The sequence below is a fragment of the Parabacteroides sp. CT06 genome (genome assembly GCF_002257605.1).
GTDB classification, from domain to species: domain Bacteria; phylum Bacteroidota; class Bacteroidia; order Bacteroidales; family Tannerellaceae; genus Parabacteroides; species Parabacteroides distasonis.
Window position 1 is genome coordinate 225,238 of the sequence record NZ_CP022754.1, and the last position, 17,622, is coordinate 242,859.

Sequence of the window (17,622 nt, forward strand, 5' to 3'; positions counted from 1 at the left end):
GATGAACTGGTTGGACATTACATTGCTATGTCTGGCAGGGATAGGATTTGTGAAAGGCCTGTTTGATGGAATCATCAAACAGGTTGTTTCGCTTATAGCCCTAGTGATCGCGATCTTTTTCTGCGGGAAAGCGGCGGCTTGGCTGAAAGGATATATCTTGGCGTTGGGTTGGTTTCCGGAAGAAGGGGTTACGATCTTGAGTTATATAGCGGGTTTTATCTTGATTATGGGGGTATTTATCCTAGCGGGTGAACTGGTTACCAAGGTGGTAGGGGCGACACCGTTGAGCGTTATCAACCATTTGTTTGGGGGTTTTTTCGGGTTGCTGGTCGTTTTGGTCTTTACCAGTTTGCTGTTGAATGCGCTGGAGTTCGTGGATCGCGGATCGGTCTTGATTCATCGCCAATCGAAGATAGAATCTCGTTTTTATTATAGCGTGAAGCAAATAGTACCAACAATTTTCCCACATAATTTGTTTTCATTAGGAGAATGAAGGGCTTTTATCAATGGTTAATTTATAATTATGCAGGATTCAAATCATATCATTAATGAGGTAACGAGCGGAGATTATAAATATGGCTTCGTTACCGATATTGATACGGAGGTGATCCATCGTGGATTAGACGAGGAGACGGTCCGTATTATCTCTGCCAAGAAGAACGAGCCGGAATGGTTACTCGAGTTCCGTTTGAAGGCTTTTCGCCATTGGCAGACGTTGGAGATGCCTACATGGCCTCACTTGAATATCCCGCCGATCGATTATCAGGACATTATCTATTATGCCGCCCCTAAGAAAAAAGAGGGACCAAAGAGCTTGGATGAGGTAGATCCTGAGTTGTTGAAAACATTCGATAAACTGGGTATTCCTTTGGAAGAACAGAAGCATTTAAGCGGAATGGCGGTAGACGCCGTGATGGATAGTGTTTCCGTGAAGACTACTTTCAAGGAGAATCTCGCGGAGAAGGGGATTATTTTCTGTTCGTTCAGCGAGGCTGTACAACATCATCCGGACTTGGTGCAGAAGTATTTGGGCAGCGTGGTTGGTTATCGTGATAATTTCTTTGCCGCCTTGAATTCGGCCGTGTTCTCGGATGGTTCGTTTGTTTATATACCGAAGGGCGTACGTTGCCCGATGGAGTTGAGTACGTATTTCCGTATCAATGCCGCTAATACCGGACAGTTCGAGCGTACCTTGATTGTCGCAGACGATGAGGCGTATGTAAGTTATCTGGAAGGATGTACGGCACCGATGCGTGACGAGAACCAATTGCATGCCGCTATCGTGGAGATCGTGGCGAACGAGCGTGCCGAGGTGAAGTATTCTACCGTACAGAACTGGTATCCGGGTGATAAGGAAGGTAAAGGCGGTATCTATAACTTCGTGACGAAACGAGGTTTGTGCAAAGGTGAGGGTAGCAAGATCTCTTGGACGCAAGTAGAGACCGGTTCGGCGATCACTTGGAAATATCCGAGCTGTATCTTGGCGGGTGATAACTCGGTAGGTGAGTTTTACTCGGTTGCCGTAACCAATAATTACCAACAGGCCGATACGGGTACGAAGATGATCCATCTGGGTAAGAATACGAAAAGTACGATCGTATCCAAGGGCATCTCTGCCGGTCATAGCCAGAATAGCTATCGGGGGTTGGTGAAGGTGTCCGCCCGTGCGGAAGGAGCCCGTAATCATAGCCAATGCGATAGTTTGCTATTAAGCTCTACTTGTGGAGCTCATACGTTCCCTTACGCTGATATTCAGAATGAGACGGCGATCGTGGAGCATGAGGCTACGACGAGTAAGATCAGCGAGGAGCAATTGTTCTACTGCCAACAACGGGGTATCTCGGTAGAAGAGGCTGTCGGTTTGATCGTGAACGGATATGCTCGTGAGGTAATGAATAAGTTACCGATGGAGTTCGCCGTCGAGGCTCAGAAATTACTAACGATCTCGCTGGAAGGCAGCGTAGGATAGAATAATTTTCAATTTTCAACTTTCAATTTTCAATTAGAAAAGATGTTAGAGGTTAAGAATTTACATGCCAACGTAAATGGCAAAGAGATATTGAAAGGTATCAACCTGTCGGTGAAAGCGGGTGAGGTACATGCTATCATGGGACCGAACGGTTCCGGAAAAAGTACGTTAAGTAGTGTATTGGTAGGTAATCCCGCTTTTGAGGTAACGGAAGGAGAGGTTATCTTCAACGGTAAGAATCTGCTGGATCTTTCTCCCGAGGATCGTAGCCGTGAGGGTATTTTCTTGAGCTTCCAATATCCGGTCGAGATCCCGGGAGTTAGTATGGTGAACTTTATGCGTGCGGCGTTGAACGAGCACCGTAAATATAACGGTCTGGAACCGGTTTCGGCTACGGACTTCTTGAAATTGATGCGTGAGAAACGTGCGATCGTCGAGCTGGATAATAAACTGGCCAGCCGTAGCGTGAACGAAGGTTTCTCCGGTGGAGAGAAAAAACGGAACGAGATCTTCCAGATGGCGATGCTGGAGCCGAAATTGGCGATCTTGGATGAGACGGATAGTGGTTTGGATATCGATGCCTTGCGTATCGTAGCGCATGGCGTGAACCAGTTGAGGACTCCGGAGAATGCCGCTATCGTAATCACGCACTATCAGCGTCTGCTGGATTACATCAAGCCGGATGTGGTTCATGTGCTTTACAAAGGCCGTATCGTGAAGACCGCCGGTCCGGAATTGGCCTTGGAACTGGAAGAGAAAGGTTACGACTGGATCAAGAAAGAGATGGGAGATGAGTAATATGAAGGCCGAGCAACAATATATCGATCTTTTCGCCCAATGTGAGGATCTGGTATGTCGTCATAGTACGCCGGTGATGAATGCCCTTAGGGCTGATGCCTTGGCGAACTTTGAGCGACTCGGATTCCCCTCCACGAGAAGCGAGGATTATAAATATACGGATGTAGCCCAAGCGTTCGCTCCGGATTACGGTTTAAATATCAACCGGGTCGCTATCCCGGTGAATCCTTATGACGTATTCCGTTGTGACGTACCGAACTTGAGCACATCGTTATACTTTGTCGTGAACGATACGTTTTACGATAAGGACTTACCGAAAGCACATTTGCCGGAAGGCGTGTATGCTGGAGGGTTGAAGGCTTTTACGGAGCAATATCCGGAGATCGCTTCCAAGTATTACGGAAAGGCGGCGCCGAGTAGCAAGGATGGTATTATCGCATTGAATACGATGTTGGCTCAAGATGGTTTTGTGGTGTATGTACCGAAAAATGTCGTGGTTGAGCGTCCTATCCAATTAGTGAATATATTCCGTAATGATGTGGATACGATGGCGAACCGTCGTGTCCTGGTGATTATGGAACCTCATTCGGAGGCGAAGTTGTTGGTTTGCGACCATAGTATCGACGACGTGAAATTCTTGGCGACTCAAGTGGTTGAGATTTTCGCAGAGGAAGGCGCTCGCTTCGATTATTATGATTTGGAGGAAAGCAGTGTGTCCACGACCCGTTTCTCCTCCGTACACGTAAGGCAGGCGGCCTCGACCAATGTCTTGGTAAACGGTATTACGTTGACGAATGGCTTGACTCGCAACAATTATTACGTGGAACTGAATGGCGAGTATGCCGAGTCTACCTTATGCGGTATGTCCGTTCTGGACAAGGAGCAACAGATGGATACCTATAGCCATATTACCCATGCGGTTCCGAATTGTACCAGCAACGAGTTGTTCAAGAATGTACTGAATGATCATGCCGTAGGTGTCTTCAGCGGACGTATCTTGGTGAAAGAGGATGCCCAGAAGACCGCCGCTTACCAGACGAACCGTAATCTGTGCGCTACTCGTGAGGCCCGTATGTACAGCAAGCCGCAACTGGAGATTTATGCGGACGACGTAAAATGCTCGCACGGTATGACGACCGGTCAGTTAGATGAGAACGCTTTGTTCTATATGCAAAGCCGCGGTATCCCACGTGACGAGGCCCGTATGTTATTGAGCGTGGCTTTCACTTCCGACGTGATCGACCATGTACGCTTGGAGGCGTTGAAAGACCGTTTGCATAAACTGGTAGAGAAACGTTTCCGCGGTGAGCTGGCTAAATGCGCCGGTTGCCGGATTTGTAAATAAGCGCGAATAAGAGGAAAACTATAATCAGGCATGGATTATCCCGACGATAATGTAGGGAACCATGTCTGATTTTTTTATATCTTTGGCAGTGACAAATTAAAACCTCCAACTTATGCAGTTAACACACATCGCCCTATGGACGAATCATCTGGAACGTTTACGGGATTTCTATGTAAAGTATTTTAATGGTAAGAGTAATGAGAAATATGTGAATTCGAAAAAAGGATTCGCCTCTTATTTCGTCTCTTTCGAGAGTGGCCCTGCCTTGGAGATCATGCAACGGCAGGATATTACTGAGGCTTACGACAAGGATCATATCGGCTTGGCTCATCTGGCCTTTCACGCGGATAAGAAGGAGCAAGTGGATCAAATGATCGAACGTTTCCGGATGGATGGATACACGATCGCCGGTGAGACCCGCGTTTCCGGGGATGGTTACTATGAGGGCGTGATCCGAGATCCTGACGGAAATATCGTAGAGATCGTCGCTAACGGGGAGCCGGAGATACAAGCAGCTTTATTCCCTCCTTATGAGTTACTGCTGGAAGCCGATCCGGATCGGGAGAAAGTAGAGGTTTACCTAAAGGATTCGGATTGCTTTATCGCTACGGTACGAAACTCGGTTGCCGGCGTGATCGTGGTTCGCAAGGAGGAGGGTCGCAAGGCGGAGATCATGAATCTTGCCGTGGCGGATATCTTCCGTCGGCGAGGAATCGCCCGGAAACTATTACGGCATGTATCTAATAAATGGGCTCCGGCTCAAGATGTCGAGCTTTTGCGTATTTGCACCGGAACCTCAGCCGCCGGCCCGATGATGCTTTATCAACAGGAAGGCTTCGACTTGGTTGCCGTAGATCGCGATTATTTCGTACGGAACTATGCCGAGCCTATCTGGGAGAACTGCATTCAATGCAGGCATCAATTGATTCTTGAAAAGCGATTAAAATAGTATATATGAAAAGAAAATCGGGAGGTTTAAGGCCTCCCGATTTAATTATTAGTAATCTATGAATAGGTCCTCGAATGAAAAATCATCGGGGCTAATGGCATCACATTTCCAGTACGAAGATCCCTTTCGGTGCCAAGGATAATTCGTCTCCCAATGGAATCTCCTTTCCGGTTAATATCTCTTTTCCGGAGGTTTTACCTCGCAATACTTCCGCATAGCGGGCCAACGGGAGGTTCACCTCCTTGTCGCTGCCATTCATCAAGATCAATACGCTCCGGCCATCCAGACTGCGCTCGTAAACATAGACACCTTGGTTCACCATGAAATGCTTCATCTTGCCCTTAGCGATGACAGCGTTGCCCTTGCGCCATTTCAATAAAGTGCGGAGGAAATTCCACGCGTCATTTTGTACCTCGCTGCGACCGGATGCCTCGAATTGATTCACCTTGTCGCCGGGCCAGCCACCGGGAACATCCAAGCGGATATATCCGTCTCCCTTCTCCTTGGTGCCATTCATCAGCAACTCCTGCCCGTAATAGAGCTGGGGAATACCGGGGATCGTCAACAAGAATGTCACCCCTTGCTTGAACGCGTACAAATCATTGACAGACTCGGGCATGGAGGGAAGAAAACGATCCGTATCATGGTTCTCCAAGAAACGCAATACGTTATAGATATCGGGATATACATAATCATAACACATATGCTCGAAGATCGTGTGTAAGCCTCCGGAATACCCAGTCTCCTCATGGAACGCCTTGCTCGCGATACCCATCAAGCGGAAATCCATTACCGATTTCAGCTCGGTATCCTGCCCGAAGTTCAACCGGCTGCCTTTCTGCCAATAAGCGGAACCGATCGTGTAGTTCATCCACGCTTCGCCTACGATGTTATACTCCGGATACTCGTTCATGATCTCCGTGCACCAATTCCGCATCATGTCCACGTCGGCATACGGATACGTATCTTGACGGATACCATCCACGCCGCAATACTCGATCCACCAGATAGAGTTCTGGATAAGGTATTTGGCTACATGTGGGTTCTTTTGGTTCAAGTCCGGCATGCTCGGGACAAACCAGCCGTTCAGCATCGTCTCCTTATCATAATCCGACACGTAAGGATCGAAATAAGCCTCTTTATCGTGGTTGGTCTGCACGTAGTTATCGAGATTATTAAACCAGTCGTGGCTAGGGATATCTTTCATCCAAGGATGATCGCTTCCACAATGGTTGAAGATCATATCCATTACGACACGCATGCCCCGCTCGTGCGTCTTCTCGATCAAGCGGACGTAGTCCTCGTTCGTGCCGAAGCGTGGGTCTACCCGATAATAATCCGTCGTGGCATATCCGTGATAAGAGCCTCCCTCCATGTCATTCTCCAATACCGGGTTCAGCCAGATAGCGGTAACGCCCAGATCCTCGATATAATCCAAATGCTGTTCGATACCGGCCAAGTCGCCTCCGTGACGGGCGTTTGGGCTGTTACGGTCTACCTTATAAGCGGTACGCATCGGGATTTGATCGTTCGAGGGATCTCCGTTCGCGAAACGATCCGGCATGATGAGATAAAGCACGTCGGAAGAGTCAAACCCCTTGATCCGATCGGCGTTCGGTTTACGGGCCTTCAACTCATACGAGTAATTGAAACTCTTTTTGTCCTTCGTGAACGTGATATCAAACCTGCCGGGCTTGGCGTTTTCCACGTCCAGATAGATCAATAGGTAATTCGGGCTTTCCAACGCTACCGAGCTTTTCAACTGTACGCCGGGATATTTCACGCTAGGGAGATATCCGGCGATATCCTTACCATACACCATCAGCTGGAGTTCCGGGTTCTTCATACCGCTCCACCAGAAGGCCGGCTCGATTTTAAGGTTATCGGCAGAAAGCGTACTGGAAGCGAAAAGGGCCAGTAAAAGGCTCAAGAATAAATGTCTGTTCATGATATATGTTTATTGATTTATATGACAAGGTTGTACATACGCGAAGATAGAAGGATTCCATTGATAATAACACGCTTTCGCCCGGCGAAAAGGGAATAAAAATCACGCGAACGTTTGCGAACCCTCGTAAATTAAGACTATCTTTACTGCCTAAATCTAATCAACTAATTCAAATGATAAAAAGTCTAATTGTATCCATGTTTCTGACAGGTTGCGTTTCCTCCCTGTCCGCACAACAAAGTTTTTGGAAAGAAGATTTCTCCGCCGGGAAATTACCCGACGGCTGGATGATTGTCGATTCAACGAAATCGGCAAAGTGTGAATGGATTGTAACCGATCAGCCTTATCCCGGCTCTTTCCAGTTCGAGCAACAAGCACCTCCCATCGCATCTACGAGCCGTGGCTATCATATGCAATTCCGGCCGGGCGTAGTCACCGGGGAGGAGATCACGAAGTGGAATCAACGGGAGGAATACCCGAACGGCTATTTCCAGACCAGCGCTATCGATTGCGCGGGAAAGAACGATGTGGTATTGAAATTCCAGCACCTGTTTCGTTGGAATAATTGGTTCACCGGAAAACGTGCCGGCCTTTGGGTAGGCGTCAGCAACGACGGGGTGAATTGGAAAGAGTATAACGTGATGGATAAGATCTCCGCCGCTACCCAGCTTCATGCCCCGGTGAACGAGGAGATCAACATCAGCGAGGTAGCCGCGAATCAGAAAACCGTCTACTTGCGTTTCTTCTGGCGGGATATCTTCTCTTGGTATTGGATGGTCGATGATATTGAGCTGACAGAGCCTTTCGCGCATGACTTGGCCTTGGAGAAAGTGACCTCACACCAAGAAACCGGGAATACGTTCACGAAGGAAGACGTGTTGAAAGTGAAGCTGAAGAACGTTGGTTCCCAGCCCGTAGACGAGGATTTCACGGTAACCGCCTCCTTGAACAACGGTCAGAAACTAACCGCCACGGTAACCGCCTCCGGGCATCCGATCGCTAAACAAGAGGAATATGAGGTAGCTTTCCCCGCTACCGACCTCACCCAGATGGGCTCCTATAAAATAGAGTTCGCTATCCAATACCCGAAGGATGAGCGTTCGTCAAACAACGTATTAAAAGCGAACCTGTTCGCCGCCCGTATGAACTTGGGTAAGTTGACGAAGTTCAATAAGATCAGCAACACGGAATATGAGTTCGTCTCCGGGTACGCTAAGGTTAAGTTGATGTTTTACCGGGATGATATCTTCCGTATCTGGTTGGCACCGGATGGGGAATATACCAATCCGGCGGCAAACTCGATCGTTGTGGATTATGGGGTAAAGAACCCGAGAGTCTCCATGGCCGACAACGGCAGCTATTATAAGTTCACGACTCCCCAATGTGTCGTACGTGTCTATAAGAACCCTATTCGTTTCGCCATGTATGACAAGAATAACCGTGCCGTGATCTACGAGGAGGCCGAACCACTTGCCTTCGGACTAAAAACGACCCAAACGATGCGCCGTAGCGGTGATGAGGATTTCTACGGTTGCGGTATGCAACAAGGTAATTTCTCATACGCTGGGAAGGAAGCGGATATCGAGGTGACCGGTTGGGATGAGGATCAATCCTCTAACCCGGCTCCCTTCTATATGTCCACGAAAGGATATGGCGTATTCCGCAATACGTTTGCCCCGGGACATTATGCCTTCAACGGCACGGAGATGTTGGACAAGAACTATGATGATGGCTTTAAGCTGATGGGCTTCACCAGTCAGTTGACGCATAACGAGAATCGCTTTGACGCGTTCTACTTCTACGGCCCTTCCTTGAAAGACCTATTGAACGACTATACGGATATCACCGGAAAACCTTTTATGCCGGCGATGTGGATGCTTACGATGGGAGACGCCGACTGCTATAACAAAGGGGAACAGCGCACCGGATGGCCTCAATCCACCCCGGACGTAATCAGCCAAGTTGCCGATAAATATGTGGAATATGATATGCCCCGTGGCTGGATCTTGCCGAACGATGGCTATGGTTGCGGCTATGTGAAATTGGATTCTGTTGTGACGGAATTAGGCAAACGAGGCTTCCATACGGGCTTGTGGACAGAGAATGGTGTGGATAAGATTGCCTACGAGGTTGGTAAATGTGGTACCCGCCTGTGTAAATTGGATGTGGCTTGGGTTGGAGAAGGCTATGAGTTTGCCTTGAACGGCTGTAAATCCGCATTCGAGGGTATCGAGAGCAATACGAACGAACGGGGCTTCGTATGGGCTGTTTGCGGTTGGGCCGGAACCCAGCGGTATTCTACGGTATGGAGCGGTGACCAAGTGAGCAACTGGGATTATATCCGTTACCATATCCCGACGATCACGGGTGCCGGCCTTTCCGCCATGAACGCCGCTACTAGCGATGTGGACGGTATCTTCGGCGGTTCCCCGAAAACCTATACCCGCGACTTGCAATGGAAGGTTTTCACCCCGATCTTTATGACCATGAGCGGCTGGGCGGATGCCGACCGTCAGCCTTGGGTATATGGGCATCCGTACACGGATATCAACCGTAAATTCTTAAAGCTGAAGATGCGTCTGAACCCGTACGCCTATACCTATTGCCATGAGGCGCATACGACCGGTGTACCGATGGCTCGTGCGATGGTACTGGAATTCCCGGACGACGTGGTTACCTGTGATACGACTACCCAATACCAGTTCATGAGTGGTGAGTGGATGATGGTTGCCCCCGTATATACCCGGAAGAACGTACGCGACAGTATCTACTTCCCTGCCGGAGAATGGTACGACTATTGGACCGGAAAGAAATACGAGGGTGGCAAGTGGTTGGATAAATATGAGGCTAAACTGGATATTTGCCCGGTATTTATCCGTCAAGGCGCCATTATCCCGATGTATCCGGATATGAATTATGTAGGCGAGAAACCTGCGGATGTCTTGACCTTGGACTTATATCCCTACGGAAACACCTCTTTCAACTTATATGAGGATGACGGTCTCACCCGTGATTATAAGAAAGGCGAGTTTGCCCGTACCTTGATCTCAGTTTCCTCCCCAAAAGGTGAGAAAGGAACGATCACCGTGGATATAGCGAAAGCGAAAGGAGATTATAAAGGACGTTACCAAGAGCGTACTTACCTATTGGATGTCCGCTCGGAGTCCAGCCCGTCAAACGTAACCCTAGCCGGAAAGCCCCTATCTGCCATCTCCCCCGAAGCGTTCAATGCCGGACAAGAAGGCTGGTACTTCGATGCCTCGGATCGTATGGGAAGGGTTAAGGTACGGACGAACCGCTTGTCTACGAATCAGGATCAGAAGATTGTAATTGGTTTCTAACACTTCTATTTATTTTAAAGGTATATGAAAACACAATTGACTTTATGTATATCCGGGACATTGCTGCTTGTCGGAATGTCCGGTTGCGAAAAAACTCTGGAGCGTCCTATGAATGTTGTGTATATCTTGGCCGATGATTTAGGCTATGGAGATGTTGGCTGTTATGGCCAACAGATTATCAAGACTCCCAATATAGACCGGATGGCGAAGGAGGGAATGTTGTTTACGCAGCATTATGCCGGATGTACGGTGAGTGCCCCTTCCCGTTGCTCCTTGATGACCGGATTGCATACGGGACATACGCAAGTCCGGGGAAACCGGGAGATCACGCCCGAAGGCCAACAGCCGATGCGGGAAGATACCTATACGTTGGGTAAATTAATGAAATCGGCCGGTTATACGACCGGTATCTTTGGTAAATGGGGGTTGGGAAATCCGGGCTCTGTCTCCATTCCCAATAAGATGGGCTTCGATGAGTTTTATGGGTATAATTGCCAACGCCAGTCGCATTCCTTCTATCCGGATCATTTATGGCATAATGAGGAGAAGGTTCTTTTTCCTGAAAACGAGAACAATGCTTGCAAGACATATTCACAAGATTTGATTCATGAGCAAGCTTTGAAATTCATTCGGGATCATAAGGAGCAACCGTTCTTCGCGATGCTTACCTATACGCTGCCTCATGCGGAATTGAATCTTCCGCATGATTCTGTTTATAAGATGTACGAGAACTCATTCGAGGAGACTCCTTATATTGGTAAGTTTGATAAAGTGTATGGCGGTTATAACACCTCGGAGAAGCCCTTGGCCTCCTTTGCCGCCATGGTCTCCCGGTTGGATAAATACGTGGGGGATGTAATGGCTGAATTGAAAGAGTTGGGTTTGGATAAGAATACGATCGTGATTTTTACCAGCGATAACGGCCCGCATCATGAGGGTGGAGCTGATCCCGATTTTTTCAAGAGTTACGGACCTTTTAGGGGGATCAAACGGGATGTATATGAAGGAGGCATCCGTATACCTATGGTGGCATGGTGCCCGGGTACGATCAAGGCCGGAGCCCAATCGGATCATATAAGCGCATTCTGGGATGTCATGCCGACATTGGCAGAACTTACAGGTACGGTTTTGCCCGAGAAGACGGATGGAATCTCTTTCTTACCAACCTTGTTATCAAAGAAAGATCAACAGGCCCATGATTATTTATATTGGGAATTTCACGAGTTGAATGGCCGGGAAGCATTACGCTCCGGTAAATGGAAACTAATCCGGCAACCGATCGTGGGTGAGACTATATTGGAACTGTATGATTTAAGTAATGATATACACGAGGATACGAATCTGGCGGAGAAATATCCCGATAAGGTAAAAGAACTGGCAGTCTTGATGGACAACGCCCGCACAGAGTCTCCGTACTTTGACTTTGGAAGAGAAAAGTAAACGTGCGAGAAGAGAATAAAGTGTAGGCGTAATATCTGTTAGGTAATGATAAAAAAGGCTTTCTTTCAGCGAGAAAGCCTTTTTTTTGTATCTTTGGCTCTCGTAATTTTAAGACAAAAAGAAGTAAGACTATGTTAGACGTTCAAGCGATCCGAAAAGACTTTCCGATCTTGGATCATAAGATATACGATAAACCGCTGATATATTTTGATAATGGCGCTACTACCCAGAAACCTCGTCAAGTGGTAGAAAAGATAGAGAATGGATATTATAACGTAAACGCCAATATCCACCGAGGCGTACATTTCTTGAGCCAAGCGGCGACAGAGGCGCATGAGGAGGCTCGCAAAACGGTACAGCATTTCTTGAATGCCCGTTCCTCGAATGAGATTATTTTTACCCGGGGAACTACGGAATCCATCAATCTGATCGCTTCCAGCTTTACGGATGAATGTATGTCGGCAGGGGATGAGGTGATCGTGTCCGTGATGGAGCATCATTCCAATATCGTTCCTTGGCAGATACAAGCGGCCCGGAAAGGTATTACGTTGAAGGTGATCCCGATGAATGAGAAAGGGGAGTTGAATCTGGATGAGTATCGTAAATTATTCTCGGATAAGACTCGTCTGGTTTCCGTGACTCATGTGTCTAACGTCTTGGGTACGGTAAATCCGGTAAAGGCGATGATCGAGATCGCTCATGAACAAGGCGTACCGGTGTTGGTAGACGGGGCTCAAGCCGTTCCGCATATGAAGGTGGATGTGCAGGACTTGGATGCGGAGTTCTATGTTTTCTCCGGGCATAAGATTTACGGACCGACGGGTATCGGGGTCTTGTATGGTAAAGAGGAGTGGTTGGATAAACTTCCTCCGTATCAGGGAGGAGGCGAGATGATCGCTACGGTCTCGTTCGAGAAGACAACTTTTAATGAACTTCCCTTTAAGTTCGAGGCGGGAACTCCGGATTATATTGGTAGTACGGCGTTGGCGGAAGCTTTGCGGTATGTAGACCGGATCGGTATAGAGAATATAGCTACTTATGAGGATGAGCTTCTACGATATGCGACCGCTGGATTAAATACGATTGAAGGGATGCGTATTTTTGGACAAGCGGATCATAAAGGAGCGGTGCTTTCTTTTTTGGTGGGTAATATCCATCATTACGATATGGGGATGTTGCTGGACCGTCTGGGAATAGCGGTTCGTACAGGGCATCATTGTGCCCAGCCTTTGATGCATGCCTTAGGAATCGAGGGTACGGTGCGGGCGTCTTTCTCCTTTTATAATACGAAAGAGGAGATCGATACGTTCATCGCAGGTGTGGAACGAGTTCGGAAGATGTTTTGAGTATGATGTATTATATTAAGAAATATCCGTTTTCACTGGCGATTATATTGGTCGTTATTTACTTGTCGTTCTTTAAGCCGCCGAAGATGGATGATATCCCTTTATTCCCGGGTGTGGACAAGGTGGTTCATTTCTGTATGTATGGGGGGATGTCGGGTATGCTATGGCTGGAGTTCTTGCGGAATCACCGGAAGTATGAGACGGTATTATGGCATGCTTGGATCGGGGCAGTTTTATGCCCGATCGTTATGAGTGGGATTATTGAGATATTGCAAGAATATTGTACGACGTACCGGGGTGGGGATTGGTTTGATTTCTTGGCGAATACTTGCGGGGTGATCGCCGCTACGGCATTCGCTTGGTTCGTGCTTCGCCCTTGGATTGTGAATGAGCAAAAATAATGTACAACCTTGTAGAGACGGGGCGTGCTCCGTCTCTACAAAGCTATATATACGATAAATAATAAACTGGGATATGTTATTACCATATATGGAAACCGGGCGTATAGAGGCCGGGTGTGATGAGGCGGGAAGAGGCTGCTTGGCGGGTGCGGTATTCGCCGCCGCCGTGATTCTTCCGGAAGATTTTAAGAATGAGGATTTAAACGATAGCAAGCAATTAAGCGAGAAGAAACGGTATAAGCTTCGTCCTGTCATCGAACGTGAGGCGATCGCTTGGGCGGTAGGCATCGTCAGTCCGGAAGAGATCGATAAGATTAATATCTTAAAGGCTTCTTTCTTGGCTATGCATCGTGCGATCGAGCAACTGAAAGTACGGCCGGAACATTTATTGATCGATGGAAACCGTTTTACCCCTTATCCCGATATTCCGCATACGACCGTAGTAAAAGGCGATGGCAAATACCTGAGTATCGCCGCCGCCTCTATATTGGCTAAAACCTATCGTGATGATTATATGAATGAATTGGCCTTGGAATACCCCGCTTATCATTGGCTGGACAATAAAGGTTATCCTACCAAGGTCCACAGGGAAGCGATTCGTACCCACGGAATCACGCCTTATCATCGCAAGACATTCACGCTTTTACCGGAGCAGCTTACACTAGGTTTTTAATACGTATATAGGCATAACCTTATGCGTATATACGTATGAGGCTATGCCTATATCGGTGTAGGCTTACACGTATATACGTATCGGCTCGTGCCTATATACGTGTGAAAACACCTATTTTTATTGTTGTTCCTTTGCCCGGTAAGCCATTGCGTACAGACGCATTTGCTTCACCATCGCTACCAACCCGTTGGAACGAGTAGGGGATAAATGCTCTTTTAATCCTACCTTGTCGATAAAGTAAAGATCGGCATCCAGTATCTCCTGCGGGGTATGGCCGGATAGGATATTGATCAAAAGGGATACGATACCTTTTACGATCACGGCGTCGCTTTCTCCTTGGAAAATAATCTTTCCATCTGCATAATCCGCTTGGAACCAAACCCGGCTTTGGCAACCCTCGATCAAGTTGCTTTCCGTTTTATATTTCTCATCGAGCGGGGGAAGGGAGTTTCCCAGATCTATTAATAACGCATATTTATCCATCCAATCATCGAAGACTGAGAATTCTTCGATTACATTGTCTTGAAGTTCATTGATTGTCATTTTATCAGTATTTTATCGATTGTATATTACTTCCAGTACGGTTTGACCGGCAGCTTTTAGAGTCTCACGGTCTATATTCTCCATATTATCTTTTTGAGTATGCCAATAACTGGCGAAACCTGTTTTAGACTCAGGGTCGTAGTTAATGATGTCGATACTCGGGATATTACGTCCGCTAATCACATATTGGTGATCGTCTGTGATGGCTCCACCTGCGGCGTTAATGAAATATTTGCCATATCCCAGATCGCGGGCCGCGCTCCATACCATCTCGACGATCGGGGCTGCCGCACGTAAGGATTGTTGCTCCTTGAAAAACGTGGCGTTCTTGCCGCCCACCATATCCAATAAGATTCCGTATTCCGCCGTATAATTAGGGACATGCGGATTTTTTGCCCAGAACTGGGTACCTAGGCACCAGCTATCCGGTGTATAATCGGTTACGAACTCCGGCGTACCATAATCCTCCGCATCGAAGAAAATAATATCGATGCCGATACCCGGGGCTTTTTGTCCGATTTGGCGGGCGATCTCCAATAAGGCACCTACGCCGCTACCGCCATCGTCCGCCCCGTCCAATGGGGTCCGGTGCTTGGAAGGATCGGGATCGTGGTCCGAATAGGGACGGCTGTCCCAATGCGCGAATAGTAAAACACGTTTACTATTCTCCGGATCAAACGAGCCTATGATGTTTCTCGCTTCCAGCTTCGTTCCGTCGTAGGCGGTCAGTATCGCTTCCTGTTGGTAGACTTTGGCGCCAAAGCGCTTCAATTCAGATGCTAAGTAATCCCCGCATGCTTTATGAGCCGCCGTGTTAGGTACACGGGGACCAAAAGCGACTTGGTTCGCTACATAGGCGTAAGCGCTGTCTGCGTTGAAATCGGGAACAGCTGAGGCGATCGGTTGTTTTTTGATCTCCGGCATATTACCTGTCTCTTTGGTTCCTTTGGCTCCACATGATAAAAGAGCAAAACTCAATAACGCAAAAAATAATCTGATCATAAATCTGTTTTGTTTATAATGTTTTTACGGAGGCAGTCGCTTGAACCTCGTCTAATACACGCATCAAGTTTCCACCCCATATCTTGGCGATATCTTCCTCTGTATATCCTTTCTCTATTAATTTAACAGTGATCTGTATGAAATCGTTGTCACTTTCGCAACCGATAATTCCGCCACCGCCATCAAAATCAGAGCCGATACCTACATGATCGATACCGGCGACTTTCACCATATGATCGATATGTTCGATCGCGTCGGTAAGGCTCGCGTTTTTATAATCCTCATTGATATAGCGGTCGAGCAAGCAAACTTGCGCTACGCCTCCATTTTGGGCAAGGGCCTTTAGTTGTTCGTCGGTCAGGTTACGGTCGTGCTTGCACATCGCCATGGATGAGGAATGCGAGCAGATGATCGGGGCCTTGGACAATTTGATAACATCCCAAAATGACTTCTCAGAGGCATGAGACATATCCACCATGATACCTTGGCGATTCATCTCTTTCACAACCTCTTCACCAAACGGACTTAAACCGTCCCATTCTTTCTTGGTATGGGTGGATGAGTCGCAAATATCGTTATCGTAGGAGTGGCAGAGCGTGATATAATTGACACCTATCGCCTTGAACTTAGCGATATTCGCCAGATCCTTACCAATGCCGTATCCATTCTCTATACCGATAAAGAACGCTTTTTTCCCTTCATTCTTCAAGCGGATGAAGTCTTGGTTCGTAATGGCGATGCCACATAAATCCTTATTCAATTCAGCTTGCTTGCGAATACCTTCGATCAAGCCTGTTACTTTTTGTACGGCTTCTTGTAAAGAGACCTCATCACGTTTACCTTGTCCGATGAAGGCCGCAAGGAACACCCCGTCTAGTTTCCCTTCTTGCATCTTAGGGATGTTTACCCGGTTACGTTCCCGGTCCGCGATGCTGAATCCGGCACGTTTGAACCAGAAAGGAGTATCGGTATGTGTATCTACGGAAAGGAAATGCTTGTGCATCTCTTTGGCTTGGTGGAAAGTCTCGGCCTTTCCTATCAGATGGCGGAATATCCTTAACATCGTAGTGTCGCCTCCGTAAGTCAACGCTTCCGGATGCCATTGAACTCCCATGATGGATCGATTCGGATAAGCGTCGATAGCCTCGATAATACTGTCGGGCGCATAAGCGGTAGCCTTGAAGATAGGCGCCAACTCCTTGATCGCTTGATGATGAAGAGAGTTTACGGCTAAGGTATCTTTCCCTAGAATAGAGGCTAGCTGTGAGTTCGCGTCAACAAAGACACGGTGTGAGCCATACGAACTGGGTAAATCTTGCCTATGCTTGACAGAATGATCGCCACGTTGTGAGGGGATGTCTTGGTAAAGCGTACCGCCAAACGCTACATTCAACAGTTGCAATCCCCGGCATATGCCTAAGACGGGAATATTTTGATCGGTAGCCATCTTGATTAGTTTCAACTCATACAAATCGCGTACCGGATCGACTTCCTCCAGCTTTTCCCGAGGCTCCTCCTCATACCATAGAGGGTTTACATCCGCTCCTCCTATAAGAACTAACCCGTCTAAATTCGATACGATATTCCTGAGTACTTTACCGTCAGTAACAGCCGGGATGATAATCGGAGTTCCCCCTGCCTTTACGATGGATTGGATATAGGTGGCCCCTACCCGGGAAGCACCACTTGAGATACTGGCGGAAATCCCGATCAATGGGGAGAATCGTGCCCGCACGTTTACATCGCAAGAGTCTGTCAACTCATATAGCTTTTTTAAGTTGGGGACTTCCGATCCGGGTGTCTGTGCCTGTGCTCCACATAAGATACTACAGGCGCATATTGCTGTGTATAAGATATTTTTCATAAT

The 17,622-nt window shown here is 47.7% G+C and carries 14 protein-coding genes; 10 read left to right on the forward strand and 4 right to left on the reverse strand.

What is annotated here, in order from left to right; all coding sequences use genetic code 11:
- Nucleotide 1 precedes the first annotated feature (1 nt).
- From CI960_RS00790 to CI960_RS00810, 5 genes are all read left to right on the forward strand, one after another.
- The gene (locus tag CI960_RS00790; RefSeq protein WP_005859392.1) at nucleotides 2-493 is read left to right on the forward strand and encodes a CvpA family protein; all 492 of its coding nucleotides are present in this window, start codon (nucleotides 2-4) and stop codon (nucleotides 491-493) included.
- 30 nt (nucleotides 494-523) lie between these two features.
- Nucleotides 524-1,969: a Fe-S cluster assembly protein SufB gene (sufB, locus tag CI960_RS00795; protein ID WP_005859390.1), complete on the forward strand. Its 1,446-nt coding sequence runs from the start codon at nucleotides 524-526 to the stop codon at nucleotides 1,967-1,969.
- A 42-nt stretch (nucleotides 1,970-2,011) separates the two neighbouring features.
- Nucleotides 2,012-2,767, forward strand: coding sequence for a Fe-S cluster assembly ATPase SufC (gene sufC / locus CI960_RS00800; protein ID WP_005859388.1), 756 nt, complete (start codon nucleotides 2,012-2,014; stop codon nucleotides 2,765-2,767).
- The gene (sufD, locus tag CI960_RS00805; RefSeq protein ID WP_005859386.1) at nucleotides 2,760-4,112 is read left to right on the forward strand and encodes a Fe-S cluster assembly protein SufD; all 1,353 of its coding nucleotides are present in this window, start codon (nucleotides 2,760-2,762) and stop codon (nucleotides 4,110-4,112) included. Before sufC ends, sufD begins: the two co-directional genes overlap by 8 nt.
- A gap of 112 nt (nucleotides 4,113-4,224) precedes the next feature.
- Nucleotides 4,225-5,061 (forward strand): GNAT family N-acetyltransferase, encoded by an 837-nt coding sequence (locus CI960_RS00810; protein WP_005859384.1) that lies wholly within the window; start codon nucleotides 4,225-4,227, stop codon nucleotides 5,059-5,061.
- 100 nt (nucleotides 5,062-5,161) lie between these two features.
- Here CI960_RS00810 and CI960_RS00815 read toward each other — a convergent pair whose 3' ends face one another.
- A complete protein-coding gene (locus CI960_RS00815; protein WP_005859382.1) occupies nucleotides 5,162-7,009 on the reverse strand; it encodes a glycoside hydrolase family 13 protein in 1,848 nt (615 codons plus the stop codon).
- A 173-nt stretch (nucleotides 7,010-7,182) separates the two neighbouring features.
- Here CI960_RS00815 and CI960_RS00820 point away from each other — a divergent pair, with 173 nt between their 5' ends.
- The 5 genes from CI960_RS00820 to CI960_RS00840 all read left to right on the forward strand — a co-directional run bounded on the left by CI960_RS00820 (nucleotide 7,183) and on the right by CI960_RS00840 (nucleotide 14,210).
- Nucleotides 7,183-10,350: a TIM-barrel domain-containing protein gene (locus tag CI960_RS00820; RefSeq protein WP_036629087.1), complete on the forward strand. Its 3,168-nt coding sequence runs from the start codon at nucleotides 7,183-7,185 to the stop codon at nucleotides 10,348-10,350.
- Nucleotides 10,351-10,374: 24 nt separating this feature from the next.
- Nucleotides 10,375-11,790, forward strand: coding sequence for an arylsulfatase (locus CI960_RS00825; RefSeq protein WP_005859378.1), 1,416 nt, complete (start codon nucleotides 10,375-10,377; stop codon nucleotides 11,788-11,790).
- Between the two features lie 131 nt (nucleotides 11,791-11,921).
- Nucleotides 11,922-13,136, forward strand: coding sequence for an aminotransferase class V-fold PLP-dependent enzyme (locus CI960_RS00830; protein WP_005859377.1), 1,215 nt, complete (start codon nucleotides 11,922-11,924; stop codon nucleotides 13,134-13,136).
- A 2-nt stretch (nucleotides 13,137-13,138) separates the two neighbouring features.
- On the forward strand, nucleotides 13,139-13,537 hold the full coding sequence (locus tag CI960_RS00835) for a VanZ family protein (RefSeq protein WP_010182212.1): 399 nt from the start codon (nucleotides 13,139-13,141) through the stop codon (nucleotides 13,535-13,537).
- A 73-nt stretch (nucleotides 13,538-13,610) separates the two neighbouring features.
- Nucleotides 13,611-14,210 carry a ribonuclease HII gene (locus CI960_RS00840; protein WP_005859375.1) on the forward strand — a complete coding sequence of 200 codons (600 nt, stop codon included), beginning with the start codon at nucleotides 13,611-13,613 and terminating at the stop codon, nucleotides 14,208-14,210.
- Nucleotides 14,211-14,327: 117 nt separating this feature from the next.
- On the opposite strand, the gene CI960_RS00845 is transcribed toward CI960_RS00840, so the two are convergent.
- Genes CI960_RS00845 through CI960_RS00855 form a run of 3 tightly spaced genes read right to left on the reverse strand, consistent with a single transcriptional unit; the run spans nucleotide 14,328 to nucleotide 17,619 of the window.
- Entirely contained in the window at nucleotides 14,328-14,753 is a 426-nt protein-coding gene (locus CI960_RS00845) for a SufE family protein (RefSeq protein WP_005859374.1), read from the reverse strand.
- 12 nt (nucleotides 14,754-14,765) lie between these two features.
- Nucleotides 14,766-15,755 carry a M28 family peptidase gene (locus CI960_RS00850; protein ID WP_005859373.1) on the reverse strand — a complete coding sequence of 330 codons (990 nt, stop codon included), beginning with the start codon at nucleotides 15,753-15,755 and terminating at the stop codon, nucleotides 14,766-14,768.
- A gap of 13 nt (nucleotides 15,756-15,768) precedes the next feature.
- Nucleotides 15,769-17,619 carry a fused gamma-glutamyl-gamma-aminobutyrate hydrolase/peptidase gene (locus CI960_RS00855; protein ID WP_005859372.1) on the reverse strand — a complete coding sequence of 617 codons (1,851 nt, stop codon included), beginning with the start codon at nucleotides 17,617-17,619 and terminating at the stop codon, nucleotides 15,769-15,771.
- Nucleotides 17,620-17,622: the final 3 nt, after the last annotated feature.

Bases quoted from the DNA above. Each gene is read 5' to 3' on its own strand.
- CI960_RS00790 (WP_005859392.1), top strand. From the start codon at position 2: ATGAACTGGTTGGACATTACATTGCTATGTCTGGCAGGGATAGGATTT.
- sufB (WP_005859390.1), top strand. From the start codon at position 524: ATGCAGGATTCAAATCATATCATTAATGAGGTAACGAGCGGAGATTAT.
- sufC (WP_005859388.1), top strand. From the start codon at position 2,012: ATGTTAGAGGTTAAGAATTTACATGCCAACGTAAATGGCAAAGAGATA.
- sufD (WP_005859386.1), top strand. From the start codon at position 2,760: ATGAGTAATATGAAGGCCGAGCAACAATATATCGATCTTTTCGCCCAA.
- CI960_RS00810 (WP_005859384.1), top strand. From the start codon at position 4,225: ATGCAGTTAACACACATCGCCCTATGGACGAATCATCTGGAACGTTTA.
- CI960_RS00815 (WP_005859382.1), bottom strand. From the start codon at position 7,009: ATGAACAGACATTTATTCTTGAGCCTTTTACTGGCCCTTTTCGCTTCC.
- CI960_RS00820 (WP_036629087.1), top strand. From the start codon at position 7,183: ATGATAAAAAGTCTAATTGTATCCATGTTTCTGACAGGTTGCGTTTCC.
- CI960_RS00825 (WP_005859378.1), top strand. From the start codon at position 10,375: ATGAAAACACAATTGACTTTATGTATATCCGGGACATTGCTGCTTGTC.
- CI960_RS00830 (WP_005859377.1), top strand. From the start codon at position 11,922: ATGTTAGACGTTCAAGCGATCCGAAAAGACTTTCCGATCTTGGATCAT.
- CI960_RS00835 (WP_010182212.1), top strand. From the start codon at position 13,139: ATGATGTATTATATTAAGAAATATCCGTTTTCACTGGCGATTATATTG.
- CI960_RS00840 (WP_005859375.1), top strand. From the start codon at position 13,611: ATGTTATTACCATATATGGAAACCGGGCGTATAGAGGCCGGGTGTGAT.
- CI960_RS00845 (WP_005859374.1), bottom strand. From the start codon at position 14,753: ATGACAATCAATGAACTTCAAGACAATGTAATCGAAGAATTCTCAGTC.
- CI960_RS00850 (WP_005859373.1), bottom strand. From the start codon at position 15,755: ATGATCAGATTATTTTTTGCGTTATTGAGTTTTGCTCTTTTATCATGT.
- CI960_RS00855 (WP_005859372.1), bottom strand. From the start codon at position 17,619: ATGAAAAATATCTTATACACAGCAATATGCGCCTGTAGTATCTTATGT.